Origin of the sequence: Streptomyces sp. NPDC127114, from assembly GCF_042677525.1 — a bacterium.
GTDB lineage: Bacteria > Actinomycetota > Actinomycetes > Streptomycetales > Streptomycetaceae > Streptomyces.
The window spans coordinates 1-26,415 of record NZ_JBHXTJ010000056.1 but is presented as its reverse complement, the minus strand read 5'-3'; the positions used below and the strand labels follow the sequence as shown (position 1 = coordinate 26,415).

Here is a 26,415-nt window from a genome sequence, read left to right as displayed (position 1 = left end):
CGCCCCTTCGGGCGGCGGCCCCGTCGCGCCACATGCCCGCGTCACATCGGCGGGTTGCCGTGCTTGCGCTCCGGGAGGGCGGCGTGCTTGCGACGCAGCATGGCGAGCGAGCGGATCAGGGTGCCGCGGGTGTCGGCGGGGTCGATGACGTCGTCGACCAGACCGCGCTCGGCGGCGTAGTACGGGTGCATCAGCTCGGACTTGTACTCCTTGATGAGACGGCTCCGGGTCGCCTCGGGGTCGTCGGACGCGGCGATCTCGCGGCGGAAGACGACGTTGGCCGCGCCCTCCGCACCCATCACCGCGATCTCGTTGGTCGGCCAGGCGAAGGAGAGGTCGGCGCCGATCGAGCGGGAGTCCATGACGATGTAGGCACCGCCGTACGCCTTGCGCAGGACCAGGGAGATGCGGGGCACGGTCGCGTTGCAGTAGGCGTACAGGAGCTTGGCGCCGTGCCGGATGATGCCGTTGTGCTCCTGGTCGACGCCCGGCAGGAAGCCCGGCACGTCGACCAGCGTGACCAGCGGGATGTTGAAGGCGTCGCAGAACTGCACGAAGCGGGCGGCCTTCTCCGAGCCGTGGATGTCGAGGACGCCGGCCAGGGCGGTGGGCTGGTTCGCGACGATGCCCACCACATGGCCGTCCAGGCGGGCCAGCGCGCACACCACGTTCTGCGCCCAGGCCTCGTGCACCTCGAAGAAGTCGCCGTCGTCGACGATCTCCTCGATCACGGCACGCATGTCGTACGCCTGCTGGGGACCGGCCGGGACCAGGGAGGTCAGGGCCTCCGTGCGGCGGTCCGCCGGGTCGTCGGTGCGAGCGACCGGGGGCAGTTCGCGGTTGTTCTGGGGGAGGAGGGACAGCAGGTGGCGGACGTCGGCGAGGCACTCGGCCTCGTCGTCGTAGACGAAACCGGACACGCCCGAGACCCCGGCGTGCACGTCGGCGCCGCCGAGCCCGTCATGGGTGATCTGCTCGCCGGTCACCGCCTGCACCACGTCCGGGCCCGTGATGAACATCTGGGAGGTGCCCCGCACCATGAACACGAAGTCGGTGAGGGCCGGCGAGTAGGCGGCCCCGCCCGCGCAGGGGCCCAGGATCACGCTGATCTGCGGGATCACCCCGGAGGCGCGGGTGTTGCGGCGGAAGATGCCGCCGTACCCGGCGAGCGCCGTGACACCCTCCTGGATCCGGGCGCCAGCGCCGTCGCTCAGGCCCACGACGGGCGCGCCCGCCGCCTCCGCCAGGTCCATCACCTTGTGGATCTTCTCCGCGTGGGCCTCGCCCAGGGCGCCGCCGAACACGCGGAAGTCATGGGCGTACGCGAAGACCGTGCGGCCGTGCACCAGGCCCCAGCCGATCACCACGCCGTCGCCGTGCGGCTTGCGGGCCTCCAGGCCGAAGCCCGCGGCGCGGTGCCGGCGCAGTGGCTCGATCTCGGTGAACGAGCCCTCGTCGAAGAGCAGTTCCAGCCGCTCGGGCGCGGTGAGCTTGCCCTTGGCGTGCTGGCGCCGGGTGGCCTCGGGGTCGGGGCCGCGGCTCAGTTCCTCCTTCAGGCGTTGCAACTCGTGGGTGGAGCGGCGCAGATCGGGTTCGGGAGGGGAGGCTGGTGCGGGACTGTCGGCGAGGAGTTCGTCGAAGGTCGTCATTGCGGCACCGTAGGGGCCCGTACTCGAAGCCCCCGGTACCTCCCCTGGAGAACCGCTCGACCGGCCTTCCCGCCCGAGACGGCCCGCCCGCGCGGTCTTCTCGCTGCCCGTCGCCCGGCCGGTCCGCGCCGCGCTCAGTCCGCCGTCGCCGCCCGCAGCGCGTGGTCCGGGTCGCCGGAGAGGACCGCGCGGTGGAGCTCCTGGAGCGCGGCCGAGGGTTCGAGACCCAGTTCGCTGACGAGCGAACCGCGCAGCCGCTGGTAGGCCTCCAGGGCCCGCCAGCTGCCGCCCGTGCGGTGCAGGGCGCGCATGAGCTGGGCGCAGAAGCCCTCGTGGAGCGGGTGGCGGGCGGCGAGTACCCGGAGCTCCGGCACCACCTCGCAGTGCCGCCCGAGCCGCAGGTCCGCCTCGATACGGCGTTCGAGCGCGGTGGTGCGCTGCTCGTTCAGCCGCAGCACCTCCAGTTCGAGCACCGAGCCGGCCGGTACGTCGACCAGGGCCGGGCCCTGCCACAGGGCGAGGGCGCGGCGCAGCAGCTCGGACGCGGCGCGGTAGTCGCCGACCTCGAAGGCGGTGGCGCCGGCCGCGGCGAGCCGGTCGAACTCGTGGGCGTCGACCCGGCCGGGCTCCACCTGGAGCAGATAGCCGCCGAACCGGGTGACCAGGATGTCCTTGGCGTCGCGCCGCGGGTCGCCGTCGAGCGCGGCGGTGAGACGGCGGCGCAGCTGGAGGATGTACGTCTGCAGCGTGGTGGAGGCGCTGCGGGGGATGCACTCGCCCCAGATCTCCTCCATCAGCGTCGGCACCGACACCACCCGGTCGGCGTGCAGGGCGAGCAGGGAAAGCAGTTGGCGGGGCTTGGCGGCGCTCGGCACCACAGACACGCCGCGCTCCTGCGCGGCGAGCGACCCCAGGATCTGGATGTCCATTCGGCTTTCTCCCCCTTGGGCCACGGCCGTCGGCGTCCCCGTGACGGCCCTTTCGGAGTCCGGCACTCGAGACTCGCACCGGAGCGGCTCGCGGCCCAGTGAGGGGAGCACGACCCCAATCATGAAAATGTCATGTCTCGCCGATGACCGCTGCACTGCCGGAGGTTCCAGTTCCGACAGCACACTCTGGCCAGACGCCGAGGCCGGTTCCGGTTCCTCGACGCGGACGGTTCCGAGCGGGTGACGTGTCTCGTCTTCGCATTGCCGCGTCCGCCCGCCCACTTCGTTCATCACTGGGGGCACACATGAACATCACCGAAGACATCCTTCGTCTCGTTCCGTCGGAGAGCCGGACCGCCGAGTCCGGGCCGGCCGGCGGGCCGCTCGAGGAGATCCTGGTCGAGAGCCTCAGCCGTGCCGACGGCGGGCGCGCGAACTGGTGCATGTGCATCTCGGCGGCGCTCGACGCCCGGGTGGGTGCGTGACCGAGGCACAGAGCCCGGCCCGCGGCCCGTTCGTGGCGCTCAAGCGTCATGTGCGGGCCGTGTCGGTCCCGGGGGAGGCGGTGTTCGTGTGGTCCGACCAGGACATGACCGCCGTGCGCGGTGCCGGCGCGGAAACCCTCCTCGGTCTGCTCGACGGCAGCCGTACCCTGCCCGAACTGCTCGCGGACGCCGCGGCGGCCATGCCGGCCGACGTGGCGGGCCGGGTGGTGCGGCGGCTGGCCGAGGCCAACCTGGTGGGATACCGCCACGGCGGACCGTGCCCGGCCGACCAGGCCGATCCGGCCGGGCGCTCGGCCGAGCGCTCCGCGGCGGAGGCGTACTGGGACCGCGCGGGGCTCGACGGCGCGGTCGCCGACGGCGCGGTGCGCGGCCGGGCGGTGGCGGTGATCGGTGTCGGCGAGGTGGACCGCGAGGCGGCCCGGGCGGCGTGCCGGGTCTCGGGTCTCAGACCGGTCGGCGAGGACGACCGCGCCGACTTCGCGCTCGTGCTGTGCGAGGACTATCTGATGCCCGGTCTGCGGGAGGTGGCCGAGCGGTTACGGGCCGCGCGCCTGCCGTGGCTGCCGGCCAGTCCGTTCGCCGCCGAGCCGTGGACCGGCCCGGTCTTCGACCCGGAGGGCGACGGCGCCTGCTGGACCTGTCTGGCGCACCGGCTGCGCGAGCACCGCCGGGGCGAGCTGTCGGTGCGGCAGGCCCTGGGGCTCGACCTGCCCGGTGCGCGCCCCGCCTCCTCGCTGCCCGCCGTACGGGCCGTGGGCCTGCACAGCGCCGTCCTGGAGGCGTCCAAGTGGCTGGCCGGACTGCGTACTTCGGAGCAGCGGGCGGTGTGCGTCCTGGACGGCCTCACCCTGCGCACCGCCCACCACCCGGTGCTGCGCCGCCCGCAGTGCCCTTCCTGCGGGGATCCCTCGCTGGTCGCCGAGCGGACCCGGCGGCCGGTGGTGCCGGTGTCGCGGCCCAAGGCCGAGTGTTCGGGCAGCAACGACCGGGCGCTGTCCGCCGAACAGATGCTGGAGCGGTACGGCCATCTGATCGGCCCGGTCACCGGCATCGTGACCGAGGTCCGCCCCATGGCGGGGCTTCCGGAAGGCCTGCACGCCTACGACTCCGGGCACAACCTGGCCCTGCGCGGGCACTCGCCGGCGAGCATGCGGCGCGTGCTGCGGGCGCGCAGCTCGGGCAAGGGCGCGACGGCGGCCGAGGCCCGGGCCAGCGCGCTCTGCGAGGCGGTGGAACGTTACTGCGCCACCCGGCAGGGCGACGAACCGACGGTCACCGACACGCTGGCCGGGCTCGGCGACAGCGCCGTCCACCCGAACGCGTACCAGCTGTTCCACGACCGCCAGTACGCCGACCGGGACCGCTGGAACGCCTCGCACACCCCGTTCCACCACGTGTGCGCGCCCTTCGACCCGCGGCGGCCCACCGACTGGACCCCGGTGTGGTCGCTCACCGCCGGCGCCCACCGGCTGCTCCCCACCTCCACGCTGTACTTCGACTGCGCGCCCGGCGGCTCACCGGACGGGCTGTGGGCCGACTCCAACGGCAACGCGGCGGGCAGCAGCACCGAGGACGCCGTGGTGCAGGGCTTCCTCGAACTGGTCGAGCGGGACGCGGTGGCGCTGTGGTGGTACAACCGGCTCCGCCGGCCGGGCATCGACCTGGACGCCTTCGACGAGCCGTGGCTCGCCGGGCTGCGCGAGGCGCTGGGACGGGCGGGCCGCCGCGTCTGGGCCCTGGACCTCACCTCCGACCTCGGGATCCCCGTCGTGGCGGCGGTGTCCCGGCGCGAGGGCGCCGAAGTCCCCGACACGGTCTACGGGTTCGGGGCCCACTTCGACCCGCGGCTCGCGCTGCGCCGGGCGCTCACCGAGATGGTCCAGATGCTGCCGCCAGCGGCCGCCGGAGCGGCGCCCCGCACCCCCGCGCAGCCCCAACTCCTGCCCGACCCGGGGCAGTCGGCGCGCACACCGGCGTCCTGGCCGCCGTACGTCCGCAACGACGACCTGCTCGCCGACGTCGAGGCGGTCCGCGACCTGGTCACGGCGCACGGCCTGGAGCTGCTCGTGCTCGACCAGACGCGGCCGGACGTCGGGATCCCGGTCGTGAAGGTGATCGTGCCCGGACTCCGTCACTTCTACGCCAGGTTCGCGCCCGGAAGGCTCTACGACGTGCCGGTCAGGCTCGGGCAACTGGCCCGGCCGACGCCCTACGAGGAGCTCAACTCCGTACCGCTGGCCTTGTAGTTCGCGGGAAGCGCCGGTCTGGTCCCGGATCCGGTGGGTGTCGGATTATAGTTCGGACTCGCACACTCCCGACATCCATGCGAGGAGTCGAACATGGCGGGCCGTTTCCGGGCTTCGGACAACGACCTCATCAGGGATCTGCTGGCGCCGCGGTTCGCCCAGGGGATCAGCACGGTGGTCTTCGCGGGATACGGCGTCGTCACCCTGCTCAACGTGCAGAACGTGGTGTCGGGCACGCTCGGGCTCGTCCTGTGCACCGTCGCCGTGGCGGCGCTCTACACCCTCCAGATCCTGCTCACCTCGCCCCGCGCCCGCCGGTGGTCCGGCCGGCGCAGGGCGGGCATCCTGATCACCCAGGTCGCCCTCACCTTCGGGCCCATGGTGTGGCTGGGCATCGCCTGGGGAAGCATGGCGGGACCACTCGCCGGATCGATTCTCCTGATGCTTCCCGGCCGGATCGCCTGGCCCTGCTACGGCGCGGTCCCGCTGGCCATCCTCGGCTGGTCGGCCAGCGGCGGGGTCTCGGCGCTGGAGACGGGCTACTACGCCGTCTCCACGGCGCTGACCGGCCTGGTCATCTACGGCCTCACCCGTCTCACCGACCTCGTGCGCGAGGTCCACGAGACCCGGGCCGAGATGGCCAGGATGGCGGTCACCCAGGAGCGGCTGCGGTTCGCGCGGGACCTGCACGACCTGCTCGGCTACAGCCTCTCGGCGATCACCCTCAAGTGCGAGCTGATCCACCGGCTCACCCCGGTCAACCCCGAACGGGCCCGCGAGGAGGTGGAATCGGTGCTCGGCGTGGCCCGGCAGGCCCTCGCCGACGTGCGTCTCGTCGCCAGCGGCTACCGGGACATGTCCCTGGCGGCGGAGGCCGAGTCGGTGGCGGAGGTCATGGCGGCGGCCGACGTGGAGACGAAGGTGGACATCGACTGCGGCCGGCTCCACCCGTTGGTGGACACCGTGCTCGCCACGGCCCTGCGCGAAGGCGTCACGAATATGCTCAGGCACAGCAAGGTGCAGTCGTGCGTCATCACGGTGCGGATCGAAGGAGAGGCAGTGCGGCTGGACCTGGTCAACGACGGCGTGGTCGCGCAGGACCGCCCCGACGCCCCGGCCCGCGGCAGCGGCCTGGGCAACCTGCGGACCCGGCTCGCCGCGATCGGCGGCGAGATGCGCACCGGAGTCCTCGCCGGCAACCGGTTCCGGCTGACGGCGGTCGCCCCGCTCAAACCGTGCAAGGGCGAGGACCCCGAACCGCTGCTCGGCAGACGCGGGGACGCGGGCAGACAAGCCGTCTGAGCGCACACAGGACACATCGGGGGAGCACATGCTGCTGATCAAGATCCTGCTCGCCGAGGACGTGCACATGGTCCGCGGCGCGCTGGTCGCGCTGCTGGAACTGGAGCCGGACCTCCAGGTCGTCGCGTCGGTCCCCCGCGGGGACCTGATCGTGCCGTCCGCGCTGGAGTCCCGCCCGGACGTCGCCGTCATCGACATCGACCTGCCCGGGGTCGACGGGCTCACCGCGGCGGCCGAACTGCACGACCGAGTGCCGGACTGCCGCACCCTCATCCTCACCAGCCTCGGCAGACCCGGCACGCTGCGGCGGGCGATGGCCGCGCGGGTGTCCGGCTTCCTGCTGAAGGACTCCCCGCCGTCGCGGCTGGCCCAGGCGGTGCGCTCGGTCGCCTCCGGTCAGCGGGTCATCGACCCCGAACTCGCCCTCAGCGCCTGGGAGGCCCCCGACAACCCGCTCTCCCCGCGCGAGACCCAGGTGCTGCGGCTCGCGGCCCGCGGCGCCGACGCCGTGGAGATCGCCGACCACCTCTTCCTGACCCAGGGGACCGTACGCAACTACCTCACCGCCATCGTCGACAAGCTCAACGCGCGTAACCGCATCGACGCGATCCGCATCGCGGAGGAGGCCGGCTGGATCCCGTAAGGGCCTGCCCGGCGGTCGGGGCCGGACCGGCACCGTGGGGTGCCCGGCCGGCCCCTCGCCCGCCCGGGGCGGCGGTCAGCCCTCCGACAACGGACCCGCGTCGAGCTTCGACAGCACGCCCGCCAGGTGCACCGCGTCGCTCTCCGGGCCCCGGCACGCCGCCAGGCAGACGGGCCCGCGCGCCCCGGCGATCCGCCGCAGGAACGGCGTGAGCACCGCCCGCGGCCCGATCTCCACCACATGGCTCGGCCCCTGCTGCGCGAGCATCCGGCGGGCGGCGTCGGCGAACCGCACCGGCGTGGTGATCTGCGCCGTCCAGTACGCCGTCGACAGCGGCTCGTCGTACTCCCGGCCGTACACCGTGGAGTAGTAGGGCAGTTCCGGCCGCCCGCCCGTCACGTGCCGGGCCGCCGCCTCGAAACGGGGCGTCATCGGCTGCATCAGCGGCGACTGGAAGGCGTGCTGGACCTGGAGGAAGGTGCTCGCGATGCCGACCGCGGCCAGCCGCTCCCGCACCCGCTCCAGGCCCGCGACCGGCCCCGACAGGACCGTCGCGCGGGCCGCGTTGACCGCGCCGATCGTCACCTCGGGCTCTTCCGCCGCCGCGTCCGCCGCCTCGAACGGGCTGGCGCAGGTCGCCATCATCCCGCCGCCGGACGGCAGGTACTGCATGAAGGCACCGCGACAGCACACCAGCCGGGCCGCGTCGTCCAGGGCCAGCGCGCCCGCGACCACGGCCGCGGCGAGCTCGCCGATGCCGTGGCCGAGCACGGCGACCGGACGCACGCCCTCCTCCTCCACCAGCGTCATCGCCAGCGCGTAGCCGACGGCGAACAGGGCCGGCTGGGTCAGCGCCGTCTGGTGCACCCGGTCGTCTCCGTCGAGGATCAGTTCGGCCACCGAGCGCCCCAGGTACGGGGCGACCGCCTCGTCCGCCGCGGCGAGGTGACGCCGGTAGCCGGTGAGCTCCCGGTGCAGCCCGGTGGTCATCCGGGGATGCTGGGCGCCCTGCCCGGTGAACACGAACGCCGCCCGCACCCGCCCCGAGTTCCGGCGCATCCCGTGGCGCATCGCCAGGTAGTGCGCGAGATCGCGGACGGTCGGATGGGTCCAGACGTCCGCCGGGTCGAACAGCGGGCCGAACTGCTCCTCGATCTCCCCGCACAGGCTGAGCAGGGCCACCGAGTCGAGACCCCAGCCGGACAGGTCCTCGTCGTCGCCGACCTCCCGTCCCGCGTAGCGGCCGATCCGCTCGGTGAGCCAGGCGGCGAACTCCCTCTCGCCGGGCTCGCCCGGTGCCTTTCCGCTCATGTCTTCCCCCTGCTCCGTGGTCCTTCCCGCCGGCGGTTCGTCCGCCGGCCAGGGTCGCCCGCCGCTCGCGGCGCGGGCCCGCCGCCCCTCCGTTGTCCGTACGTGTCGACGGCGCCTAGGCCGTCTCTTCCGGATCTTGGCCGGGTCCGAAAGACACGGCCTAGGTCCGGCGCGGGCCCGCCGCTCCCACCAGGTCGTCGGCCAGGTACTGGTGCAGGGGCCGCAGACCGCCGTTCAGGAACAGGCGGCGCATCGCGACCCGTTCGACCTTGCCGCTGCTGGTGCGCCGGACGGTGCCCGGGCGCACCAGGAGCACGCCCGCGACCGCCACCTCGAACTCCTCGCTGAGACAGCGCCGTACGTCCGTCACCAGCTCCTCCAGGTCCAGCGCGTACCGCTGGCTGGTCCGCAACTCCTGCACCACGACCACGCGTTCGCGGTCTCCCGGTACGGAGAAGGCGGAGCCGGTGCCGAACAGCGTGCTGACCCGCTGGACGGTGCGCTCCACGTCCTGCGGGTAGAGGTTGCGGCCCGCGACCATGATCACGTCCTTCAGGCGGCCCGTGACGTAGAGCCGGCCGTCGGCCACCGTGCCGAGGTCGCCGGTGCGCAGCATCCCGCCCGTCCCGTCGGTCGTCACGGCGCCGAAGCGCTCCGCGGTCGCCGAGCGGTCGCGCCAGTACGCGGAGGCGATGCCCGGCCCGCCCACCCAGATCTCGCCGACCTGTCCGTCCGGCAGCTCCCGGCGGCTCTCCGGGTCCACGACCAGCACCCGGCCGGCCGCCGCGTCCACCCGGCCGCACGACACCAGGGTGCGGGCCGGCCGCCCGGGCCGCGCCTCGCGCACCAGGCCCTGCTCCAGGGCCTCGCCGTCGACCGTCCGCTCGCCCTCCGCCGCCGGGCCGCCGGAGACCAGCAGCGTCGCCTCGGCCAGCCCGTACGCCGCGTACATCGCCTCCGGACGCAGGCCCGCGGCCGCGAAGCGCGCGGTGAACGCCCGCCGGGTCTTCCCGCACACCGGCTCACCGCCGGAGATCGCGACCCGCCAGCCCGACAGGTCGAGCCCGGCCAGCTCCTCGTCCGAGACTCGCCGCGCGCACAGGTCGTACGCGAAGTCCGGGGCGCCGCTCACCTCGATCCCGTACCGTCCGATCGCCTCGAGCCAGCGGGCGGGCCGCCGGACGAAGGCCTCGGGCGACAGCGTGACGGCGGTCGCCCCGAGCCACAGCGGATGCAGCAACTGCCCCACCAGGCCCATGTCGTGGTGGAACGGCAGCCAGCCGCCGATCCGCGCGTCCGGCCCCGCGCCGAGCAGCCGGGCCAGCGCCTCCTGGTTGGCGAGGAGGTTGCGGTGGGTCACCACCACGCCCTTCGGGCTGCCCGTGGAGCCGGACGAGAACTGCAGGTACGCCACCGTGTCCGGGTCCGGCTCCGGCAGCCGCTCGGTGCCCGTCCCGGCGACCGCGTCGGCCGCGAGACAGGGCACCGAGCCGTGGCCGTGCCGGGCGAGCAGCCGTGAGACGTCCGGGGCGAGCGACGCGCAGGTGAGCGCGGCCCGCGGGGAGGTCTGCCGGACGATCCCGGCCACCCGCTCCTCGTGGTGGCTCCGGCCGCCGTAGGGAGGAACCGGCACGGCGACCGCCCCGGCGTACAGGCACGCCAGGAACGACACCGCGAACTGGCTCCGGGAGTCGTGCAGCAGCAGCACCGGCTCCCCGGCGGCGCCGTCGGCGACCAGCCGGCCGGCCAGCCGGCGGGCCTGGGTGTCGAGCGCGCGGTACGAGACCGTGGCGGGGCGACCGCGTTCGTCGCTGTCCGGCAGCATGAGCAGCGCGGTGCGCTCGGGCGTCCGCTCGGCTCTGTCGATCATCAGTTCGGTGAACGTGCGATAGTCGCTCATTCCGGCCCCCTGCGTGTCGTACGGGCGCTGACGCCCCCGACGTCGGCGCCCGTTTCACCCGCCACTCGACCGTAGGTACGACGTCTAGAAGCGCACTCGACCGCGGCTGGGCCGGGCGGTGTCAGTGACCCGCGGTCCATCCGACCCGCGGCCGTGCCCGGCGTGCCGCTCCCCACGGCGCCCGCGCCGCCCCGCCCGTCGTCTCCTCGGCGTCGTCCTCCGCGCCCGCCGCGCCCGCCGCACGCAGTCTGGCCAGCAGTACGGCCGTCACCGCGGCGAGCTCCACGGGGTCCGGCCGGCCCCGCACGACGACGAACGCCGGCTGCGTCTTCTCGGTCTCGTCCATGCCGTCGATGCTTGGCTCGCGCGCTCGAGAAGCCCTCGGGGAAGGGTCGGGCCGAGGGCCCGTCAGAGCGCCGGCAGCGGCCGGCCGACGTCCTCCGTCAGGCGGGCCGTGGTCGCGAGGCGGCTGCGGGCCGCGCCCCAGGGCGTGCTCGCGCGGATGCGGTCGTCGGCCGTGGGGTCGTGCCACCACAGCAGGCCCGTGTAGGCGTACGGGTCGGTGACCGAGCGCAGCAGCAGACTGCCGCCGAAGGCGTCCTCGGCGACGCACAGGCCGACGAGGGAGCCGAAGTCCAGCTCGAAGCGCTCCGGGTCGGCGGCGTGGTCCACCGTGGCGCGCAGGAGGACCAGCCGGGCCGCCTCGGCGGGCGTGCCGTTCGGGGCCATCCGGCCGACGGTGACCAGGAGTTCCGTCTCCGCCGCCGCGGGCGGGACCGCCGGCTCCTCGTGCGCCGCGCGCAGCAGGCGGTCGAGGCCGGTCCAGCGGTCGAGGTGGACGTAGCGGCCGGGGCGCCCGGCCAGGGCGGCGGTCAGCCGGGACACGAAGCCCCTGCGGGACGCCCTGCGGCGGGCGTAGGCGAGGAGTTGCGGCTCGAACGCCCCGGGCGGCGCGGTGGTGGCGAAGTGCCCGATCACGGTCAGTTCAGGCTCACGCTCGCGTGGGTACACCGCCCGGCCCCCCTTCTCGTCCCGGTGGCGCATGCAGTCCAAGGCATCCGATCACACGCCGCTCGAGTACCGCTCGAGCACGGCTGAGGAGCCGCGCGCACGAGAGTTCCTCGAGGATCCACCGAGCCACCGCGGCGATCGTGGCCTTTCCCCGAATCTCAGAAGGGACGGCACGACATGCCCGCAACCGGAAACGGCGACCCCGTCGCCACCCGAGTGCTCCTCGGTCGGCTCGCGCGGTCGGTGTGGACCTCGCTGGTGGCCTACGGCTCCATGTGGGTGCCCGTGGACCAGAACCCGCTCTGGCAGCAGTACCTGCAGGGCAGGGACGCGGACCCGCGGTCGACGGACCCGTCGTCCGCACCCGGCGGAAACGACGGAAACGATTCTGGCCGGAAGACCTTGAGCGCGAATTGAGCGATGCCCGCCGGGCGGCGGGCAGCACGAGCACAGCGGCGGCAGCACGAGCACGACGGCGGGCAGCACGAGCACGACGGCGGGCGGCGCGAGCACGACGGCGGGCCCCGTGGGCGAGAGCAGGACGGAGGGATGGCATGACGACGGTGGTGGACCCGGTGGACTCCTCGGAGGTCGCCGTCCAGGAACGCATCGCCCGGCTCGAACACGACTTCGGGGACCTCGACGACCCGGGCAACCCGCTCGGCGCCCAGCAGTTCCTGGCCGCCGACGAAGGGCAGCGGCTGCTGCCGGCCGCCGAGCGGCTGCTCGACCGCTTCGGCCTGAACGCCGAGTTCGTGCCCGCCGAACTGGGCGGCAGGCTCGACCGGCTCGACGCCCTCGCCCGGGTGCTGCGCGCGGTGTTCCGGCGCGACGCGGCGCTGGGCCTGGGTTACGGCCTCACCTCGTACCTGGCCGCGGTCGTCGTGTGGACGGCCGGCACCCCGGGCCAGCGGCGGGAGACCGCCGGACTGCTGCTCGCCCAGGGCCGGATGGCCTGCGCCTATCCCGAGCCGCCGCAGCGCAACGACTTCCTGCGCAACCGGCTCACCGCCGTGCCGGACGGCTCCGGCTACCGCATCGCCGGCCGCAAGGAAGCCCTCAACAACGCGGCCCGCGCCGGGGCCCTCGTCCTCTTCGCGGACACGCCCGACGGGCTGAGCGGCCTCCTGGCACCGGGACCCGCGCACCCCGACGGCGCCGGCATCCGGCTGCTGCCGCGCCGCCCCACGGTCGGCGTGCGCGGCTGCGCCGTCCAGGGGCTCGCCTTCGGCGGCGACCGGCCGGCCACCGGGCGGCTGCTCGGGGCGGCCGGCGACGGGACCCGGCTCGCCGAGCACGTCTTCCCGCTCACCCGCAGCGCCGGTCTGTCGATGGCCCTGGGCTGCGCCGACACCGCCCTGCGGACCACGACGGCCTTCGCCCGCTCGCGCCGGCAGCGCAGCCCGTCCTCGCTGCACTCCTCGCGCACCCGCACCGCGCTCGTGAACGCCTTCACCGACCTGCTGGTGTGCGACTGCCTGTCGCTCGTCGCCACCCGGGCGGCGCACGTGCTGCCGCGGGAGAGCCGGACCCTGGCCGCCGTCGCCAAGTACCTGCTGCCGATGATCCTCACCGAGACCATGGACGACCTGTCGATCGTGCTCGGCTCCGAGGCCTACGCCACCAGCGGGAGCTACGCGATCTTCCAGAAGACCGCGCGCGATCTCCCCATGCTCGGCCTGGGCAGCGCCGGAGCCTCGGCCAGCAGGGCCGTGCTCGTGGCGCAGCTGCTGCGGCTGCCCTCGCTCGCCGGGGCCGGGGACGACGGCGGACTCGCCCGGCTCTTCCGGCCGTTCGACGCCGGACTGCCGCCCTGCGAGGTGTGGGAGAACGGACTGCCCGCCGACCGGGACTCGCTGCTCGGCTCCCTGGAGGAGTCGGCGCGGCACGCCGATGGACCGCTCGCCGAGGCCGCCGGGGTGCTCGTGGCGCAGCTCGGCGCGCTGCGCGAGGGCTGCGCCGAGCTCGCCGCCCGGCCCGCCGGACAGCAGCTCGGCCCGCGTGCCTACGCGCTGGCCGACCGGTACGCGCTGCTCGTCGCGGGCGCCGCCTGCCTGGGCGTGTGGCGCCACCGTCCGGCCGGCGGCTTCCTCGCCGGGCCGGACTGGGCGGCGACCGCGCTCACCCGCGTCGCCGGCCGGCTCGACCGCTCGGCGGTCCGGATGCCGGCGGAGCCCGCCGACCACCTGCTCGCCGAGCTGCTCCACCGCTTCGACGACGCCCGCAGCTACGACCTGTACGCGACCGCGCTGGGGCGCTCGTGACCGTACGTACGGCGTGAACGAGGAGGTTCGACATGGAGCGGCCGGTGCGCCACCCGGGAGGCGGGAGCTCGTGGCAGGAGGTGCGGGACGCCGTCGCCGTGCGCGGCAGCTGTGTGGTGTACGCGGCCGTCGACGACTGGGTGCCCGCGGACGTCGGCGCGCCGGACGTCGCCGCCGACCTCGGGGCGGACGACCACGCGCGCCTGGTCCGGATGCCCGCCTCGCGCAACCGGGACCGGTTCGTCGCCGCCCGGCTGCTGCTCAAGTCCGCGGCGGGCGCGGTGCTGGGCGCCCCGCCGAGCGAGCTCGAACTGGCGTACAAACCGGGGGGCCGTCCGTACCTGCGCGGCATCGACCAGCTGGAGATCGGCCTCAGCCACACGGAGGGCCTCCTGGTGGTGGGCCTGACCAGGGTCGGCCGGATCGGCGTGGACACCGAGCCGGCCGACCGGCGGATGCTGGAGCTCGGCACCGAGCACAAGGCCTGCACCCCGTACGAGCTGGAGTGCCTGGAGGAGGTGCCGCCGGAGCGGCGCAACCGGGACCTCGTACGCCTGTGGACGCTGAAGGAGGCCTACAGCAAGGCCATCGGCCAGGGGCTGAGGTTCCGCTTCACCGAGTTCGGGTTCAGCCCGCCCGGCGGACCGATCCGCATGCTGCTGCCGGACGGCACGCCCCGCGCGGCCCGGGAGTGGACCTTCCACAGCTGGCTGGTCGAGGACGCCTACACCGTCAGCGCCGCCGTGAAGGACCCCGGCTTCGGCTAGGTCCCGTCCCAGGGCTCGCCGGCGGGCTCCAGCGCCAGTTGAGCGATGACCGAGGCGGGGCGGTGACCCTCTCCTCGCGCATCTGACCGAAAAGGTGCGGCGCAGGAGCGTGCGGCCGGAATCCGGCCGACCGGTGCGGAGGAACAGCGCGCCGAGGAGTGCGGCGACGAAGGGGGATCGGGTGCAGCGCTATCTCGCGGTCCGGCCGGGGCCCGCCAGTGACGGGGTCCGGCTGTTCTGCTTCCATCACGCCGGCGGAGGCGCCATGACCTTCGCCGGCTGGCAGCGGCGCATCGGCCCCGGCGTGTCGGTGCTGCCGGTACGGCTGCCCGGCCGGGAGTCCCGGCGGCGCGAGGAACGGATCACCGACGGCGCCCGTCTCGTCGAGGAGCTCCAGGAGGACCTGGGCCCGCTGCTCGACGAGCCGCACGCCTTCTACGGGCACAGCCTGGGGGCGCTCGTCGCCTACCGGTTCGCCGAGCACCGGGTGCGCGCCGGGCAGCGCCCGCCCGAGCTGCTCGCGGTCGGCGCCTGCTCGGCGCCGCAGCTGCCCGCCCCGATCCTCGAGACCCTCCTCAGCCCGGAACTCCCGGACGAGGAGCTGATCACGGCCCTGGGCGACAAGGAGTCCATCCCGGCTCCGCTGCGCAACCGGATCGGCTGGCTCGCCGGCACCCTCGCCACCCTGCGCACCGATCTGCTCCTCGCCCAGGACCTGCGGTCCACGCCCGTGACCGCGCTGCCGTGCCCTCTGGAGGCCTTCGCGGGCGAGGTCGACCCGCTGGTCTCCGCGCCCGAGGTGCACGCCTGGCAGGACTGCACCACGACCCGATTCCGGCTGCGGACCGTCCGCGGCACGCACTTCTTCGTACGGGGCCGTGACGTGCCCCGTGCGATGGGGGAGGCCCTGCGGGCCCCTGCGACAGGACCTGACGCGGCGCGCCCCGGCACGGCGCCGCACCAGGCCGGCTGATCCACGTAACCCGAAGGAGATCCGCGCATGGACATCAGCGTGCTAGGCCCGTTCCGGGCCACCCTGTCCGGGGTGCCGGTGCACCTCACGGCGGTCAAGCCGCGCAAGGTCTTCGCGCTGCTCGCCCTCCAGGCGGACGAGGTCGTCTCGGTGGCCTCGCTGGTGGAGGAGGTGTGGGGCGAGCATCCGCCGCGCAGCGTCCAGACCACCCTGCAGACGTACATCCTGCAGATCCGCAACGCCATCGGAGCCGCGCTCGGCGCCGGCGCCGAGGGCGAGTCCCTGCCGAACGGCGCCAAGAGCGTGCTCGTCACCGAGCCGGGCGGATACCGGCTGGACATCCACGGCGGTCTGCTCGACGCCCACGAGTTCGACGCGCTGTCCTCGGCCGGCCACCGGGCCCTGCACCAGGGCGACTGGGCCGGGGCCTCCTCGTACTTCGGCCGGGCGCTCTCCCTGTGGCACGGCCGCGCGCTGGCCGACGTCCAGTGCGGCTCGCTCCTGGAGGTGGAGGCCACCCGGCTCGACGAGTCGCGGATGAGCGTCCTTCAGCGGCGGATCGAGGCAGACCTGAGGCTGGGGCGCCATCATGAGCTCGTCGGCGAGCTCTCCGGGCTCGCCGCGCGTCATCCCCTGCACGAGGCGGTGCACGAGCAGCTGATGCTCGCGCTGTACCGGGTCGGGCGCCGCAGCGACGCCCTGTCCGTCTACCGGCAGCTGCGCCGCTGCCTGAACCAGAGCCTCGGCCTCGACCCCTCGCCCAGCGTCGAGCACCTGCACCAGGCGGTGCTCGACTCCTCGCCGCGGCTGGACCTGGACGCGACGGGCCCGCAGCTGGCGAACGCCAAGTGACCGACTCATCGAACGAATCGAGAGGAAGCATCGTGACTGACATGAACCTGTCCGAGCTGGGGGCGCTCCTGCTCGAGTGCGTCGGCGCGCCCGAGGAGGGCATGGCGCTGGAGGGCGAGGAGGCCCTCGACACCCCGTTCCTGGAGTTCGGCTACGACTCCCTCGCCCTCCTCCAGGCCACCAGCGTGATCAACCGGACGTACGGCATCGTCCTCGACGACGACGCCGTCATGGAGGCCGAGACCCCGCGGATGCTGCTCGCGCTGATCGGCACGGCGCCCCGGGCCGGCGCGGTCCGCTGACCGCGGGCCCGCCACGACCGACGAAGCCGACGGAGGAGAACCGATGCCCTACGCAGCCATCACCTACCGGGTCAAGCCCGGCCACGAGGAAGAGATCGCCAGGATCTTCGGCGAGTTCCAGAGAGTCGACACGCCCGACTTCACGCACGGCGACGGCGAGCAGGCCGGCCGGCTGCTCGGCACGGCCGTGTTCGTCAAGGACGACGTCGTCGTCCGGGTCATCCACTACGAGGGCGACTTCGCGGCCATCGGCCGGCACATGGCCGCCCAGCAGGGCGTCCACACCGCGGAGGCCGCGCTCGCGCCGTACCTCGCCGAGCCGCGCGACACCAGCTCGCCCCAGGCGTTCGCCGCGTACTTCCGCGACGCCACCATGCGCACCGTGGCCCAGCTGACCGTGGACACCCACCCCTCGGGGGCCCGGGCGTCATGACCGAGGTGCTGGCCGTCGCGGCCGTGCTCGGCAGCGGTGTCACCGCCGGAGTGCTGTTCGCCGTCGCGCTGAGCGTGCTGCCCGCGCTGTTCGCGATGGACAACGGCACCTACGTGCACGCGCACCAGCTGCTCGGCCGCAACTGGGACCCCACGATGCCCGTCATCGTCCTGAGCAGCACCCTGGCCGACGGCGTGCTCGCCGTGGCGGCCGGCGGCGCCGCCCGCCCGCTCTTCGCGGCCGCCGCGGTGCTGCTCCTCGGCGTCTCCGGGGTGTCCCACCTGTGCAACGTCCCCATCAACCGCCGTGTCAAGGCGATCACCGACCCGTCCGTCATCCCGCCGGACTGGGAGGACCCGCGCCCGCTGTGGCGCCGCTGGCACTACCTGCGCACGGCCCTGGCCGTCGTGGCCCTGGTGCTCAACGGGGCTGCGGTGACCGTGATCTGATCCACCGCCACATCCGTCAGGCCGCACTCCCGGGGCTCCGGGGTGCGGCCTGACGGATGTGTGCCGTCACGCCGGCGCGGGCAGGTCCCGCACCGAGATCTGCGCCACCGTCGTCAGCAGGCTCCGCTTGAACGTCGCCACGAAGCCCTCGACCGTGTCCGTGTCCCGGGGCCGGCTCAGATACGGCTTCAGCTTCCGCTCCACCTCCCGCACCCCCGGCTGCGAGGCCATGTGCCGGGCCACGGCCTCCAGGTCGCCGGTGTACTCGATGACCCGGACCAGCGTGTCGTCGCGCAGGAACACCGCGGTGGCCAGGATGGTGCCGGCCTGCCCGCCCGAGGCGTCCTCGACCCGGCTGCTCCGCACCCGCTTGAAGTCGCCGAAGATCTCGGCGAGTTCCTTCTCGTACCCCGGCTTGATGTCGTACGTGATGGCTGCGAACGGCATGCCCGTGCCCTTTCCCTCGTCTGCGGTGGTTCCCGCCAGGCAAACCCGCCCGCCTCGCGCCCCGCTCGAAGCCGCCTCGCTGGAGAGGACTTCGAGCGGTGCTCCAGACCCCGGTGCGACGTTCTCCTCCGACCACCGACCACCGGGAGGACCCGTGCACCGCACTCTGATCGTCGCCAAGCTGCGGCCGGACAAAACGGACGACATCGCGAGGATCTTCGAGGAGTCCGACGCCACCGACCTGCCGCACATGATCGGCGTGAGCCGCCGCACGCTGTTCCGGTTCCACGGCCTGTACTTCCACCTGGTGGAGGCCGACGAGGACATCGGCGCGAACCTCTACCGCGCCCGCAGCCACCCGCTCTACGACGACATCAACACCCGACTCGCCGCGTGCGTGGAGCCGTACGACCCGGACTGGAAGGAACCCAAGGACGCGATGGCCACGCCCTTCTACATCTGGACCAAGGACGGAGGGCGGATCCAGTGACCACCGCCATCACCCGCACCGTGAAGGTGGCCGCCGACGAGGTCGAGGCCAACACCAAGCGCGGCGGAGACATCCGCACCACCCTCAGCCCCAAGACCGTCGGCTGCACCTCCGGCTTCGGCGGCGTCATGACCCTGGAGCCCGGCGACTGGGTGACCGAGCACTACCACCCGTACTCCGAGGAGTTCCTGCACGTCGTCGACGGACACCTGGAGATGACCCTGGACGGCCGGACCGCCGTGCCGCTCGGCCCCGGCGACTCCCTCCTCGTCCCCATCGGCGTCCGCCACCGCCTCGTCAACACCGGCGACACCACCGCCCGCTGCGCCTTCCACCTCTCGCCGCTCGCGCCGCGCCCCGAGCTCGGCCACGTCGACACCGAGCCGGCGCAGCGCCCCGAGCAGGCCAACCCGGACGTGGGCGGTGCCCGGTGACCCGACGTGCCGTCATCACCGGCATCGGCGCGGTCGTGCCGGGCGGGGTGGGCCGGGACGCCTTCTGGCGGACGCTGTCCGAGGGCCGCACGGCCACCCGGCGGATCAGCCTGTTCGACCCGGCGCAGTTCCGCTCGCAGGTCGCCGCCGAGGTCGACTTCGACCCGGCGGCCGCCGGCCTCACCGCCCGGCAGATCCGGCGCATGGACCGGGCCGCCCAGTTCGCCGTGGTCTCCGCCCGCGAGGCGGTCACGGACAGCGGCATCGAGCTGTCCGCCCTGGATCCCACCCGGATCGCGGTGTCCCTCGGCAGCGCCGTCGGCTGCACCATGGGCCTGGAGGAGGAGTACGTCACCCTCTCCGACAGCGGCCGGCAGTGGCTCGTCGACCACGAGTACGGCGTGCCGCACCTGTACGGCTACATGGTGCCGTCCACCCTCGCCGTCGAGGTGGCCTGGGAGACCGGCGCCGAGGGCCCGGTCGCGCTCGTCTCCACGGGCTGCACCTCCGGCCTCGACTCCGTCGGGCACGGGGTGCAGCTCATCGAGGAGGGCACGGCCGACGTCGTCATCACCGGCGCCACCGACGCCCCGATCTCGCCCATCACCTCCGCCTGCTTCGACGCCATCAAGGCGACCACCCCGAACAACGCCGACCCGGAGCACGCCTCCCGCCCCTTCGACGGCGAACGCGACGGCTTCGTGCTCGGCGAGGGCGCCGCCGTCATGGTCGTCGAGGAACGCGAGGCCGCCCTCGCCCGCGGCGCCCGCATCTACGCCGAGATCGTCGGCTTCGCCAGCCGCAGCAACGCGTACCACATGACCGGTCTCAAGCCCGACGGCCGGGAACTGGCCGAGGCCATCACGGTCGCCCTCGACCGGGCCCGGCTCGACCCCACCGCCATCGGCTACATCAACGCGCACGGCTCCGGCACCAAGCAGAACGACCGCCACGAGACGGCCGCGTTCAAGCGCAGCCTCGGCGCGCACGCCTACGACATCCCGGTCAGCTCCATCAAGTCGATGGTCGGGCACTCGCTGGGCGCGATCGGCTCCATCGAGGTCGCCGCCTGCGCCCTCGCCCTCGACCGCCAGGTCGTGCCGCCCACCGCCAACCTGAAGACCAAGGACCCGCTCTGCGACCTGGACTACGTGCCCGTCACCGCCCGGGAGCACGCCATGGACACCGTGCTCACCGTCGGCAGCGGCTTCGGCGGGTTCCAGAGCGCCATGGTGCTCGCCCGGCCCGGCGCGGCCCGGGCCGCCGCGTGAAAGGGGAGTGACCATGACGACCGCCGTGAGCGCCCCCGTCGTCACCGGGCTCGGCATCGTCGCGCCCACCGGCATCGGCACCGAGGCCCACTGGGCCTCGGTGCTCGCCGGCAAGTCCGGCATCGGACGCATCGGACGCTTCGACCCGAGCCCCTACCCGGTCCGGTACGCCGGACAGGTGCCCGGCTTCGACACCGCCGAGCGCGTACCCGGCCGGCTGATCGCGCAGACCGACCACTGGACGCACCTCGCCCTCGCGGCCGGAGAGGCCGCCCTCGCCGACTGCGGCGCCGACCTCGGCGCCATCGGCGAGTACGAGATGGCCGTGGTGACGTCCTCGTCCTCGGGCGGCACCGAGTTCGGCCAGAAGGAGATGACCGCCCTCTACCAGCACGACCCCGGCTGGGTCGGCGCCTACCAGTCCATCGCCTGGTTCTACGCCGCCACCACCGGACAGCTGTCCATCCGGCACAAGATGCGCGGCCCGTGCGGCGTGCTCGCCTGCGAACAGGCCGGCGGCCTCGACGGCATCGCCCAGGCCCGCCGGCTGCTGCGCGGCGGCTCCCGCCTGGTCGTCAGCGGCGGCACGGACGCCTCGCTCTGCCCGTACGGCCTGACGGCCCAGCTCACCACCGGCAGGCTGTCCACCGTCCCGGACCCGGAACGCGCCTACCGGCCCTTCACCGCCGAGGCCTCCGGCTACCTCCCCGGCGAGGGCGGCGCGATCCTCGTCCTGGAGACCGCCGAGGCCGCCGCCGAGCGCGGCCTCGGCACCGGCTACGGGCGAATCCTCGGCCACGCCGCGGGCTTCGACCCGGCGCCCGGCTCCGGCCGGCCGCGCGCCCTGCGCCGCACCGCCGAACAGGCCCTCGCCGACGCCGGACTCGGCCCCGCCGACATCGACGTCGTCTTCGCCGACGCCGCCGGCCTCCCCGCCGACGACCGCGACGAGGCCGAGGCCATCACCGCCGTCTTCGGCCCGCACGGCGTGCCCGTCACCGCGCCGAAGACGCTCACCGGCCGGCTCTACGGCGGCGGCGCGCCGCTCGACGTCGCCACCGCGCTGCTCGCGCTGCGCGAGGGCGTCATCCCGCACACCCCGCACGTCCACGAGCTCGCCCCGGGACTGGACATCGACCTGGTCACCGCGGCCCCGCGGGAGCGGAGGCTGCGCCACGCGCTGGTCCTGGCGCGCGGACACGGCGGCTTCACCTCCGCCCTGGTGCTCGGCCGCTGACACCTCCCCCGCAGACGAACCGCAGACCAACCGCCGACGACGGACCTACGGAGTTCCCATGGCAGGACACACCGACAACCACATCGTCATCGACGCCCCCATGGACGTCGTGTGGGACATCACCAACGACGTCCCCGGCTGGCCGAACCTGTTCAGCGAGTACGCCTCCGCCGACGTGCTGGAGCGCGACGGCGACACCGTCGTCTTCCGCCTCACCATGCACCCCGACGAGGACGGCAACGTGTGGAGCTGGGTCTCCCGGCGCACCGGCGACCCGGCCACCCGCACCGTGCGCGCCGAGCGGATAGAGACCGGCCCCTTCGAGTACATGCGCATCTTCTGGGAGTACACCGAGGAGCCCGGCGGGGGCGTGCGGATGCGCTGGGTGCAGGACTTCCACATGAAGCCGCAGGCCCCGGCCACCGACGAGGCGATGACCGAGCACCTCAACGTCAACACCAAGGTGCAGATGAGCCTCATCAAGGAGCGGGTCGAGGCCGCCGCACGCGCCCTGACCCGCTGAGGAGCACCCGTGCTGAACGTACTCGCGCCCCTCCTCGTGCTGCTCAACGGCCTCGCCGCCGGCGTCCTGTTCGGCACCCAGCTCGGCGGCTTCCCGTACCTCGCCTCGCTGCCCACCGACCGCTACGTCCACGCCCACGCGTTCTTCGGGCAGCGCTACGACCCGGCGATGCCCATCTGCCTGGTCGGCACCGTCGTCCTCGACGCGGTGCTCGCGGTCGGCGGCGCCGCCGCCCCGGCGCGGACGCTGTTCGCCGTGGCGGGCGTGCTCGCCGCGGCCACCGCGCTGATCTCGCTCACCAAGAACGCGCCGGTCAACCGCTGGATGCGGACCGTCGACCCGGAGCACGTGCCGGCGGACTTCCAGCACACCCGGGACGCCTGGGGCGCCTGGAACAAGCGCCGCAGCCTGCTCACCATCGCCGCGCTCGTCGCCAACTGCGCCGGGCTCGGCTTCCTGCTCTGACCCCACGCCAGTGATGGAGGAAACACCCATGGATCTCGGCCTCAAGGGCAAGAAGGCCCTGGTCACCGGCGGCACCCGCGGTGTCGGCCGGGGCGTCGTCCTCGCGCTCGCCCGCGCCGGAGTCGACGTCGTCACCTGCTACCAGCGCGAGAGCGACTACGTCACCTCCCTGGAGCGGGAGCTCAAGGAGACCGGCGGCGACCACCACGTGCTGCGCGCCGACCTGTCCCGGCCCGAGGACATCGCCGCCCTGCTCGGCCAGGTCCGCGACCTGCACGGCGACCGCCTCGACCTGCTCGTCAACAACGCCGGCGCGATCAGCCACGTCCCGTACGCCCAGCTCCCGCTGGAGGAGTGGCAGCGGATCTTCGCCACCAACGTCACCGGCGCCCACCTCGTCATCCAGCACGCCCTGCCGCTGCTCGGCGAGGGCTCCTCGGTGGTGACCGTCGGCTCCCGCGCCGTCGAGGCCGGCATCCCGCTGCGCGCCCACTACACCGCCACCAAGGCCGCGCTCGCCGGACTGAACCGCTCCCTGGCCAAGGAGTTCGGCCCCCAGGGCATCCGCTTCAACATCCTCGCGCTCGGCGTCATCGAGACCGAGAACTTCCACGCGCTGCCCGAGGACCAGAAGAAGCTCATGACCGAGCGCTACGGCGCCAAGACCGCCCTCGGCCGGCTCGGCACGCCCGACGAGGTGGCCGGCGCCGTGCTGTGGCTCGCCAGCGACCTGTCCCGCTACGTCACCGGCAACACCATCGGCGTCGACGGGGGGATCTCCTGATGACCTTCCGGGTGATGCTCCGCATGGAGATCGAGCCGGGCAGGGAGGCCGACTTCGAGAAGGCCTGGCTGGAGGGCACCGAAGCGGTCACCGGCCACCCCGCCAACCTGGGCCAGTCCCTCGCCCGCGAGGAAGGCCCCGACGGCACGTCGAGCACCTACGTCATCGTCAGCGACTGGCTGGACGAGCCGCGGTTCCGCGAGTTCGAGAACAGCCCGGCCCACCTGGAACACCGGGCCACCCTCCACCCGTACCGCAAGGGCGGCAGCTTCCACGTCATGCGGGTGCTCCACGGCATCGAGGGCAGGGCGGCCGCCGATGCCCGGTGAGGACCGGGGCCGCGGCCAGGTGCGCGTCGTGGTCTACCAGGCCGCCCACGACGAAGCGCAGCTCGCCGCCGTCCGCGAGGCCTACCACCAGGTCAGCGAACGGCTCGCGAAGGTGCCCGGCATGCTCGGCAACGAACTCCTCCGCAGCCCCGCCGATCCCACCGCGCTCGCGGTCATGAGCCGCTGGGAGTCGATGGAGGCCTTCCTCGCCTGGGAGGCCGGCGCCGAGCACCGCCAGGACACCGCCCCGCTGCGGCCCTTCCGCGACACCCGTACGCCCGTCCCCTTCGCGGTGTACGAGGTGGACGCCGCGTACTGACCGCACGGCCGCCCTCCACGTACCGGACGAAAGAGAAGAGAACCCACCATGGCAGAGCGTCAGTTGGCGTTCATCGGGCTCGGCAGCATGGGCGGCGGCATGGCCCGGCGGCTCCTCGAGACCGGACACACCCTGACCGTCTTCAACCGGACCGCGCACAAGGCCGCCCCGCTCGCCGAGGCCGGCGCCCGGCTCGCCGACGCGCCCGAGCGCGCGGCGGCCGGCCACCGCCTGGTCCTGCTCAGCCTCAGCGACGAGAAGGCCGTCGAGGAGGTCCTGTTCGACCGGGTGGTCCCGGTCCTCGCACCCGGCTCCGTCGTCGTCGACACCTCCACCGTCTCCCCGGGCTACGCCCGCGAGGCCGCCGCCCGCCTCGCGGCCCGGGGGCTGCGCCGCGTGGAGGCCTGCGTCGTCGGCAACCCGCTCCAGGCCCGCAAGGGCGAGCTGCGGGTCTTCGTCTCCGGCGCGCCGGAGGACCTGGAGGAGGTGCGCCCGGTCCTGGAGGCCTTCGGCAGCGAGGTCGTCCACGTCGGCGCGCCCGGCACCGCGACCAGCCTGAAGCTCATCCTGAACCTGCTGCTCGGCGCCCAGGTCGCCGCCCTCGCCGAGGCCGTCGCCTACGGCACCGCGGCCGGCCTGGACCGCGACCAGCTCATCGGGGTCGTCGCGTCCAGCGGCTTCAGTTCGCTCGTGATGCGCTTCCGCGCCGAGCTGATGCTCAAGCGAAGCTACGAGCCGGCGTTCTTCCGCTCCGAACTGATGGAGAAGGACATCCGGATCGCCCTGGAGGCGGCCGCCGAGCAGGGAGCCGCGATGCCCGTCCTCGACGTGGTGCGCGAGCGGTTCGCCGAGGTGCTCGCGGCCGGCGACGGCGACAAGGACGCGTCCGTGCTCGTCGAACACCGACCGAGGCAAGGAGGGTGACATTGTGCTGAGCACCACCCGGAGCACGCTCCGGAACACCGACGTCCTGGTGGTCGGCGGAGGAATCGCGGGGCTCTCCGCCGCGGTCTTCCTCGCCCAGCAGGGCGTGGACTGCCTGCTGGTCGAGCGGCGGCCCGAACTGTCCGGACACCCCAGGGCCCGCGGAGTGCATCCGCGGGCCATGGAGCTGATGCGCGCCGCCGGCGTCGAGGACGAACTGCGCGGCACACCGTCCGCCCGGCTCCTCGTCGGCAACTCGGGCGTGGTCGCGGCCCGTTCGCTGGCGGGGCCCGAACTGGGCGTCCTCGACGAGAAGTACGTCATGGACGTGGGCGCCGACATCGGCTCGCTGTCCCCGACCGGCTGGTGCCTGTGTCACCAGGGCGAGCTGGAGGACGTGCTGCGGGGCCGCGCCGAACGGCTCGGCGTCGCCCTGCGCTTCAGCACCGAACTGGTCTCGTTCACCCAGAACGGCGCGGGCCTCACCGCGCTGGTCCGGGACCGCGTCACCGGAGCCGAGCGCACCATCGAGGCCCGCTACCTCGTCGCCGCGGACGGCGCCCACAGCGGCGTCCGCGAGACGCTGGGCATCCCGTTCGACGGCGAGACCCTCGGCCACTACCTCAACATCCACTTCCACGCCGACCTCACCGAGCCGCTCGCGGGTCGTCGTTTCCTCATGTGCTACACCGCCAACGACGAGGTGCGCGGCGCCCTGATGCCCCTGGACAACACCTCGGACTGGCTGCTGCACGTCGCGTACGACCCGCAGGCCACCGACCTGGAGTCGTTCACCGAGGAACGGTGCGCCGAACTGGTGCGGGCGGCGACCGGAGTGCCCGGACTGCGGCCGCGGATCCGCTCCGTCTCCCCGTGGGACGGCGCGGCCAGGACCGCGGGCCGGTTCCGGGACGGGCGGGTGTTCCTGGTCGGCGACGCCGCCCACGTGATGCCGCCCAGCGGCGGCTTCGGATCCAGCACCGGCATCCAGGACGCGCACAACCTGGCCTGGAAGCTGGCCGCCGTCCTCGACGGCTGGGCGGGCGAGACCCTTCTCGACAGCTACGACGAGGAGCGCCGGCCGATCTGTCGGGCAACGGTCGAGCAGGCCGCGCTGCGCTCCAAGGACCGGCCGCGGCTCACCGGGAACCCCGGCGAGCGGCCGCCCGTGCACCCGGGCATCGTCGAGGACGCCCAGGTGTGGCTGTCCTGGCGCTACCGGTCCTCGGCCGTCACCGCCTGGGACGAGGGCGTGCTGCCCGGGTACGGCGTGTGGTCGGCCGAGAACGACGGCCGGCCCGGCGGCCGGGCCCCGCACCTGCGGCTGCGCCGCGGCGGGGCGGAACTGTCCGTGCTCGACCTGTTCGGCGACCGGCCCGTCCTGCTCACCGGGCCGGACAACCGGGCCTGGCAGGAGGCTGCCCGGGCCGTCTCGCACGAGCTCGGACTGCCGCTCACGGTGCACGGCATCGGCGCCGAGCTGATCGACGTCGACGACCGCTGGCCGGAGCTGTACGGCGTGACGGCGCAGGGCGCGGTCCTGGTGCGGCCCGACGGCGTGGTCGCCTGGCGCTGCGCGGACGCGCCGATCTTCGCGGCCGACACGCTGCGGGCCGTGCTGGTGAGGCTGCTCGCCCGGCACTGACCGCCACACC

The 26,415-nt window shown here is 73.8% G+C and carries 30 protein-coding genes; 23 read left to right on the top strand and 7 right to left on the bottom strand.

Annotation, left to right across the window (positions count from 1 at the left end):
• Window positions 1-41: 41 nt before the first annotated feature.
• Together ACFVGS_RS33825 and ACFVGS_RS33820 are read right to left on the bottom strand one after the other, a co-directional pair.
• Window positions 42-1,649 carry an acyl-CoA carboxylase subunit beta gene (locus ACFVGS_RS33825; RefSeq protein WP_384422562.1) on the bottom strand — a complete coding sequence of 536 codons (1,608 nt, stop codon included), beginning with the start codon at window positions 1,647-1,649 and terminating at the stop codon, window positions 42-44.
• Window positions 1,650-1,783: 134 nt separating this feature from the next.
• Window positions 1,784-2,578: a BTAD domain-containing putative transcriptional regulator gene (locus tag ACFVGS_RS33820; protein WP_384422560.1), complete on the bottom strand. Its 795-nt coding sequence runs from the start codon at window positions 2,576-2,578 to the stop codon at window positions 1,784-1,786.
• 305 nt (window positions 2,579-2,883) lie between these two features.
• Here ACFVGS_RS33820 and ACFVGS_RS33815 point away from each other — a divergent pair, with 305 nt between their 5' ends.
• The 4 genes from ACFVGS_RS33815 (at window position 2,884) to ACFVGS_RS33800 (ending at window position 7,275) form a co-directional block, all read left to right on the top strand.
• On the top strand, window positions 2,884-3,063 hold the full coding sequence (locus ACFVGS_RS33815; protein WP_384422558.1) for a hypothetical protein: 180 nt from the start codon (window positions 2,884-2,886) through the stop codon (window positions 3,061-3,063).
• Window positions 3,060-5,330: a TOMM precursor leader peptide-binding protein gene (locus tag ACFVGS_RS33810; RefSeq protein ID WP_385695928.1), complete on the top strand. Its 2,271-nt coding sequence runs from the start codon at window positions 3,060-3,062 to the stop codon at window positions 5,328-5,330. The genes ACFVGS_RS33815 and ACFVGS_RS33810 overlap by 4 nt, the downstream gene beginning before the upstream one ends.
• Window positions 5,331-5,423: 93 nt before the next feature.
• On the top strand, window positions 5,424-6,632 hold the full coding sequence (locus tag ACFVGS_RS33805) for a sensor histidine kinase (RefSeq protein WP_384422554.1): 1,209 nt from the start codon (window positions 5,424-5,426) through the stop codon (window positions 6,630-6,632).
• 34 nt (window positions 6,633-6,666) lie between these two features.
• Window positions 6,667-7,275 (top strand): DNA-binding response regulator, encoded by a 609-nt coding sequence (locus tag ACFVGS_RS33800; RefSeq protein WP_384422565.1) that lies wholly within the window; start codon window positions 6,667-6,669, stop codon window positions 7,273-7,275.
• A 75-nt stretch (window positions 7,276-7,350) separates the two neighbouring features.
• Here ACFVGS_RS33800 and ACFVGS_RS33795 read toward each other — a convergent pair whose 3' ends face one another.
• The 4 genes from ACFVGS_RS33795 to ACFVGS_RS33780 form a co-directional block, all read right to left on the bottom strand.
• Window positions 7,351-8,586 carry an acyltransferase domain-containing protein gene (locus ACFVGS_RS33795; protein WP_384422552.1) on the bottom strand — a complete coding sequence of 412 codons (1,236 nt, stop codon included), beginning with the start codon at window positions 8,584-8,586 and terminating at the stop codon, window positions 7,351-7,353.
• Between the two features lie 160 nt (window positions 8,587-8,746).
• On the bottom strand, window positions 8,747-10,486 hold the full coding sequence (locus ACFVGS_RS33790; protein WP_384422550.1) for a fatty acyl-AMP ligase: 1,740 nt from the start codon (window positions 10,484-10,486) through the stop codon (window positions 8,747-8,749).
• A gap of 121 nt (window positions 10,487-10,607) precedes the next feature.
• On the bottom strand, window positions 10,608-10,832 hold the full coding sequence (locus ACFVGS_RS33785) for an acyl-CoA carboxylase epsilon subunit (protein ID WP_384422548.1): 225 nt from the start codon (window positions 10,830-10,832) through the stop codon (window positions 10,608-10,610).
• A gap of 62 nt (window positions 10,833-10,894) precedes the next feature.
• Window positions 10,895-11,497: a hypothetical protein gene (locus ACFVGS_RS33780; protein WP_385695923.1), complete on the bottom strand. Its 603-nt coding sequence runs from the start codon at window positions 11,495-11,497 to the stop codon at window positions 10,895-10,897.
• Window positions 11,498-11,674: 177 nt separating this feature from the next.
• Between ACFVGS_RS33780 and ACFVGS_RS33775 the strand changes: the two genes are divergently transcribed.
• From ACFVGS_RS33775 to ACFVGS_RS33740, 8 genes are all read left to right on the top strand, one after another.
• Window positions 11,675-11,914, top strand: a complete 240-nt coding sequence (locus tag ACFVGS_RS33775; RefSeq protein WP_384422544.1) for a hypothetical protein — start codon at window positions 11,675-11,677, stop codon at window positions 11,912-11,914.
• Window positions 11,915-12,051: 137 nt separating this feature from the next.
• A complete protein-coding gene (locus ACFVGS_RS33770; RefSeq protein ID WP_385695921.1) occupies window positions 12,052-13,761 on the top strand; it encodes an acyl-CoA dehydrogenase family protein in 1,710 nt (569 codons plus the stop codon).
• Window positions 13,762-13,793: 32 nt separating this feature from the next.
• Entirely contained in the window at window positions 13,794-14,528 is a 735-nt protein-coding gene (locus ACFVGS_RS33765; RefSeq protein ID WP_385695918.1) for a 4'-phosphopantetheinyl transferase family protein, read from the top strand.
• 181 nt (window positions 14,529-14,709) lie between these two features.
• The gene (locus ACFVGS_RS33760; RefSeq protein WP_384422538.1) at window positions 14,710-15,501 is read left to right on the top strand and encodes a thioesterase II family protein; all 792 of its coding nucleotides are present in this window, start codon (window positions 14,710-14,712) and stop codon (window positions 15,499-15,501) included.
• A 27-nt stretch (window positions 15,502-15,528) separates the two neighbouring features.
• Window positions 15,529-16,353 carry a BTAD domain-containing putative transcriptional regulator gene (locus ACFVGS_RS33755; protein WP_385695916.1) on the top strand — a complete coding sequence of 275 codons (825 nt, stop codon included), beginning with the start codon at window positions 15,529-15,531 and terminating at the stop codon, window positions 16,351-16,353.
• A 41-nt stretch (window positions 16,354-16,394) separates the two neighbouring features.
• The gene (locus ACFVGS_RS33750; protein WP_384422563.1) at window positions 16,395-16,655 is read left to right on the top strand and encodes an acyl carrier protein; all 261 of its coding nucleotides are present in this window, start codon (window positions 16,395-16,397) and stop codon (window positions 16,653-16,655) included.
• Between the two features lie 43 nt (window positions 16,656-16,698).
• Window positions 16,699-17,088: a SchA/CurD-like domain-containing protein gene (locus tag ACFVGS_RS33745; RefSeq protein WP_384422534.1), complete on the top strand. Its 390-nt coding sequence runs from the start codon at window positions 16,699-16,701 to the stop codon at window positions 17,086-17,088.
• On the top strand, window positions 17,085-17,537 hold the full coding sequence (locus tag ACFVGS_RS33740) for a DUF1772 domain-containing protein (RefSeq protein WP_385695913.1): 453 nt from the start codon (window positions 17,085-17,087) through the stop codon (window positions 17,535-17,537). Before ACFVGS_RS33745 ends, ACFVGS_RS33740 begins: the two co-directional genes overlap by 4 nt.
• 66 nt (window positions 17,538-17,603) lie before the next feature.
• Here ACFVGS_RS33740 and ACFVGS_RS33735 read toward each other — a convergent pair whose 3' ends face one another.
• Entirely contained in the window at window positions 17,604-17,984 is a 381-nt protein-coding gene (locus tag ACFVGS_RS33735) for a SchA/CurD-like domain-containing protein (RefSeq protein ID WP_384422531.1), read from the bottom strand.
• Between the two features lie 154 nt (window positions 17,985-18,138).
• Between ACFVGS_RS33735 and ACFVGS_RS33730 the strand changes: the two genes are divergently transcribed.
• From ACFVGS_RS33730 to ACFVGS_RS33680, 11 genes are read left to right on the top strand one after another with little or no spacing between them, the layout of a single operon-like run.
• Window positions 18,139-18,474, top strand: coding sequence for a TcmI family type II polyketide cyclase (locus tag ACFVGS_RS33730; RefSeq protein ID WP_384422529.1), 336 nt, complete (start codon window positions 18,139-18,141; stop codon window positions 18,472-18,474).
• Window positions 18,471-18,908: a cupin domain-containing protein gene (locus ACFVGS_RS33725; protein WP_384422527.1), complete on the top strand. Its 438-nt coding sequence runs from the start codon at window positions 18,471-18,473 to the stop codon at window positions 18,906-18,908. Before ACFVGS_RS33730 ends, ACFVGS_RS33725 begins: the two co-directional genes overlap by 4 nt.
• Window positions 18,905-20,179, top strand: a complete 1,275-nt coding sequence (locus tag ACFVGS_RS33720; RefSeq protein WP_384422525.1) for a beta-ketoacyl-[acyl-carrier-protein] synthase family protein — start codon at window positions 18,905-18,907, stop codon at window positions 20,177-20,179. The genes ACFVGS_RS33725 and ACFVGS_RS33720 overlap by 4 nt, the downstream gene beginning before the upstream one ends.
• 13 nt (window positions 20,180-20,192) lie before the next feature.
• The gene (locus ACFVGS_RS33715; RefSeq protein ID WP_384422523.1) at window positions 20,193-21,416 is read left to right on the top strand and encodes a ketosynthase chain-length factor; all 1,224 of its coding nucleotides are present in this window, start codon (window positions 20,193-20,195) and stop codon (window positions 21,414-21,416) included.
• A gap of 58 nt (window positions 21,417-21,474) precedes the next feature.
• Window positions 21,475-21,939: an SRPBCC family protein gene (locus ACFVGS_RS33710; protein ID WP_384422521.1), complete on the top strand. Its 465-nt coding sequence runs from the start codon at window positions 21,475-21,477 to the stop codon at window positions 21,937-21,939.
• Window positions 21,940-21,948: 9 nt separating this feature from the next.
• Complete coding sequence (locus ACFVGS_RS33705; protein WP_385695908.1) at window positions 21,949-22,404, top strand: anthrone oxygenase family protein; 456 nt, start codon at window positions 21,949-21,951, stop codon at window positions 22,402-22,404.
• Window positions 22,405-22,432: 28 nt separating this feature from the next.
• Window positions 22,433-23,188 carry an SDR family NAD(P)-dependent oxidoreductase gene (locus ACFVGS_RS33700; protein WP_384422517.1) on the top strand — a complete coding sequence of 252 codons (756 nt, stop codon included), beginning with the start codon at window positions 22,433-22,435 and terminating at the stop codon, window positions 23,186-23,188.
• On the top strand, window positions 23,188-23,517 hold the full coding sequence (locus ACFVGS_RS33695) for an antibiotic biosynthesis monooxygenase family protein (RefSeq protein ID WP_384422515.1): 330 nt from the start codon (window positions 23,188-23,190) through the stop codon (window positions 23,515-23,517). The genes ACFVGS_RS33700 and ACFVGS_RS33695 overlap by 1 nt, the downstream gene beginning before the upstream one ends.
• Window positions 23,507-23,836 (top strand): antibiotic biosynthesis monooxygenase family protein, encoded by a 330-nt coding sequence (locus ACFVGS_RS33690; RefSeq protein WP_384422513.1) that lies wholly within the window; start codon window positions 23,507-23,509, stop codon window positions 23,834-23,836. Before ACFVGS_RS33695 ends, ACFVGS_RS33690 begins: the two co-directional genes overlap by 11 nt.
• Before the next feature lie 48 nt (window positions 23,837-23,884).
• Window positions 23,885-24,760 (top strand): NAD(P)-dependent oxidoreductase, encoded by an 876-nt coding sequence (locus ACFVGS_RS33685; protein ID WP_384422512.1) that lies wholly within the window; start codon window positions 23,885-23,887, stop codon window positions 24,758-24,760.
• A 4-nt stretch (window positions 24,761-24,764) separates the two neighbouring features.
• Window positions 24,765-26,405 carry an FAD-dependent oxidoreductase gene (locus ACFVGS_RS33680; protein ID WP_385695904.1) on the top strand — a complete coding sequence of 547 codons (1,641 nt, stop codon included), beginning with the start codon at window positions 24,765-24,767 and terminating at the stop codon, window positions 26,403-26,405.
• Window positions 26,406-26,415: the final 10 nt, after the last annotated feature.